Origin of the sequence: Burkholderia lata (assembly GCF_902499335.1) — a bacterium.
Lineage (GTDB): Bacteria > Pseudomonadota > Gammaproteobacteria > Burkholderiales > Burkholderiaceae > Burkholderia > Burkholderia lata_B.
The window spans coordinates 1-3,459 of sequence record NZ_CABVQK010000039.1 but is presented as its reverse complement, the minus strand read 5'-3'; the positions used below and the strand labels follow the sequence as shown (position 1 = coordinate 3,459).

Genomic DNA, 3,459 nt, shown 5'->3' with positions numbered 1-3,459 from the left:
TTCCCGTGTGAAAGTAGGTAATCGTCAGGCTCCCTAAGCCAAGAACCCCCGCCCGAAAGGCGGGGGTTTTTGCATTTGCGCGACGGAAATGTACGTGGAATCGGGATGGGCGGCCTGGCTGGAGCTGGGCGCCGAATGCGCCAATTTAGGCGCTTGCCGTTCTCGAGCGATCCGCAGCGGCGCCGCCGCCACCAAAATCTTTAGGTGCGTTCCGCCGCGCTCCACATCAATCTGGCTGGAACCGAGGCGTCTAATGCGTCGACTCGGGCCTCTACTGTTCTCTAGCGATCTACGGCTCTGTGCCACCGAAATCTCCCGGTGCACTCTCTTTGGCCCCACATCAATCGGCACGCTAATGGGTGCCCATCTAACGTCGATCGATCCATAGATGGCGCCGTAATGGCCGACGATGACCTATTTTCGTCGAAAATGGCTGGCAATCGAGACGTCTGGGCGAAAGTCTTCCTGAAGCATCCACCGTTCCTTCGACACGTTGTGGCGACGTGATCGTCGGCGCACACAACGAACTCAGCGCTAAATCGTCATAAAAATCTATGCGCATAAAGTCCATTCGCGCGGCATGCCCGACAGAGCAGGGTGCAAGCCCTTCGAGGTAATATCGTCGTTCGTCCCGATTCCCGGCGCTTCCAGGCACCCGCCGGCGGTCGGTGTCCTCCGTATTCCGTCTCCCGCACCGTTCATGACTGACAACCCCGTACAGGGTCGTCGGACGACCGACTTCTTGCCGTATCTCGTCGCCGCAACCTTCTTCATGGAGTATCTCGACACGACCGTGATCGCGACCGCGCTACCGCAAATGGCGCGCTCGTTCGGCGTCGGGCCGAACGCGCTGAGTCTCGGGATGACGGCTTACATGCTGGCGCTTGCCGTGTTCATCCCGATCAGCGGCTGGATCGCGGACCGCTATGGCCCGCGCACGGTGTTCGCCAGTGCGATCGTCGTCTTTACCGGCGCGTCGGTGCTGTGCGGGTTGTCCGAGGGCGTCGTGACGTTCACGGCTGCGCGGCTGCTGCAAGGCGTCGGCGGGGCGATGATGGTACCGGTCGGGCGCATGATCGTCGTGCGCAGCACCGAGAAGGCGAAGCTGATGCGTGCGATCGCGACGATCACGTGGCCGGGCATCGTCGCGCCCGTCGTCGGGCCGCCGATCGGCGGCTTCATCACGACCTATGCATCATGGCGATGGATCTTCCTGCTGAACGTCCCGTTCGGGATTGCCGCACTGGTCTGCACCTGGTTGATCGTCCGGAACACGCGGGCCGACGAGCAACGGCCGCTCGACTGGGGCGGCTTCGTGCTCGCCGGGGGCGCGCTGACCTGCTTGCTGATCGGCACCGAAGCGGCCGGCCAGCAGGACGTCCACTTCACGCGCGCGGCCGTCCTGGTGGGTGCGAGCGTGCTGTTCGGCATTGCAGCGTGGTGGCATGCGCGACGTTGCGCGCATCCGCTGCTCGACTTCACGACATTGAAGGTGCCGACGTTCTCGGTGACGGTGATCACCGGTTCGATCACGCGGATGGCCATCAACGCCGTGCCTTACCTGTTGCCGCTGCTGTTCCAGATCGGCTTCGGGCTGTCGCCGTTCCAATCCGGCCTGCTGTTGCTCGCAAGCGCGCTCGGCAATCTCGGGATGAAGGCGGGCACGTCGTGGATTCTCGACCGCTTCGGCTTCCGACGCGTCGCGCTCGTCGACGTGACGATGGTCGGCTTCTTCACGATCGCATGCGGCTGGCTGACCGCATCGACGCCGCTGGCAATCACGCTGCTCGTCGTATTCGTCTACGGACTGACGCGATCGATGCAGTTCACGACGCTCGCGACGCTGGCCTATGCGGATATCCCGGCTCAGCAGACAAGCGCGGCCAGCACGCTGTGGAGCGCAGCGCAACAGATGACGATCGGGATGGGCATCGCGTTCGGTGCGTTGTCGTTGCGACTTGCTGCGTTGGTGCGTGGCGATGCGGCCGGCATGCACTACGTGCTCGACGACTTCCGCTGGGCGTTCGTCGCGGCGGGCGTGCTCGCGTTGCTGACGTTGCCGGGCTACGCACGGCTCGCGTTCGATGCGGGCGACCGGCTGCGGGCGAATGTAGCGCGCGGGTAGGTCGGGTTTCCCGTCGACTTTGTGTTGAGACAGGTGAGTTTATGGGCTCTCCGCCGCTCACTTGAAACGTCGATCCGTTGCGCCCGGCCGATCCGACGGCAAGAGAAAACGCTCATCCGTCACTGTGGATGAGTGAACTGATCGCGCGGTGATACCCGTTCGTGGAGAACCCCGATCAGTAACGCGCGATGGGCACGTCGGACGCGCGGTATTTCCCGCGCGGATCCGCCATTGTGATGGGTGGCGCGGCAGCGTCGTGCTCGTCCCGATCGCCGTCACTGTGCGTCGTGGAAGATGATGCCGACCGTGTGACGATGGCCGCTCCGGATCCGGCTGACGCCGTGGCGCAGGTTGACGCGATAGACGCCGCGCGTTCCCTGCACGGGCCTGCCGTGCACGGCGAAGATTACTGCGTCGCCTTGCGTCAGCGGCACCACTTCCGCACGCGACTGCATGCGTGGTCGCTGTTCCGTCAGAACGAATTCGCCACCGGTGAAATCGCGGCCCGGCGCCGACAACAGGATCGCGACCTGAAGCGGAAAGACGTGTTCGCCATACAGGTCCTGATGGAGACAGTTGTAGTCGTCGGGACCGTATTGCAGGATCAGCGGCGTCGGTCGCGTCTGTCCCGCTGCGTGGCAGCGATCCAGGAAGGTCGCGTGGTCTGCCGGATAGCGGGCGTCGATCCCGAGTGCCTTGTTCCAGCGATTCGCGGTTGGCGAGAGATGCGGGTAGATCGTCGCACGCAGCTCGGCGACGACCGCAGGGAGTGGGTACGCGAAATACTTGTATTCACCACGACCGAACCCGTGCCGCGCCATCACGACGCGCGAGCGATACAGCGCATCGTGCGGATACAACGATGCGAGCGCCGCGCACTCGCTTGCCGAGATCAAGCCCGGCACGCGCGCGCATCCATGGCGATCGAGATCGGCATCGACAGTCGTCCAGTCGATCGCGTCGACGCGTTGTGCAATATCCAGCGATTCGACGGCAGGTTGCAGGTCGGCAATGTTCACGGGCATACCTCGGTTCGTCAGCAATGGGGCGCCATGCAGTCGCGCGGAACGTTCCGGCCACGTCGCCGGCACGGTTGAGCCCACGGCAAATGTTGATGAGCCCAGTCTACGGATGTCCATGCACCGGCGCGCTCCAGATCTTGCGCTTCAATTCGGCAAAGGAAGAAGGTGAGCGCTCGCGATGGCATGGACGCACCCAATGCCTCGACGAGTCGAAATGGAGAAGCGGGGAAGCGGGGAAGCGGAGAAGCGGAGAAGCGGAGAAGCGGAGAAGCGGAGAAGCGGAGAAGCGGAGAAGCGGAGAAGCGGAGAAGC

The 3,459-nt window shown here is 63.5% G+C and carries 2 protein-coding genes; one reads left to right on the top strand and one right to left on the bottom strand.

The features are described from left to right. Positions 1-700 precede the first annotated feature (700 nt). Positions 701-2,125 (top strand): DHA2 family efflux MFS transporter permease subunit, encoded by a 1,425-nt coding sequence (locus tag BCO18175_RS40305; RefSeq protein WP_174989381.1) that lies wholly within the window; start codon positions 701-703, stop codon positions 2,123-2,125. A gap of 275 nt (positions 2,126-2,400) precedes the next feature. Here BCO18175_RS40305 and BCO18175_RS40300 read toward each other — a convergent pair whose 3' ends face one another. Next, positions 2,401-3,144 carry a 2OG-Fe(II) oxygenase gene (locus tag BCO18175_RS40300; protein WP_174989383.1) on the bottom strand — a complete coding sequence of 248 codons (744 nt, stop codon included), beginning with the start codon at positions 3,142-3,144 and terminating at the stop codon, positions 2,401-2,403. Positions 3,145-3,459 lie beyond the last annotated feature (315 nt).

Bases quoted from the DNA above. Each gene is read 5' to 3' on its own strand.
- BCO18175_RS40305 (WP_174989381.1), top strand. From the start codon at position 701: ATGACTGACAACCCCGTACAGGGTCGTCGGACGACCGACTTCTTGCCG.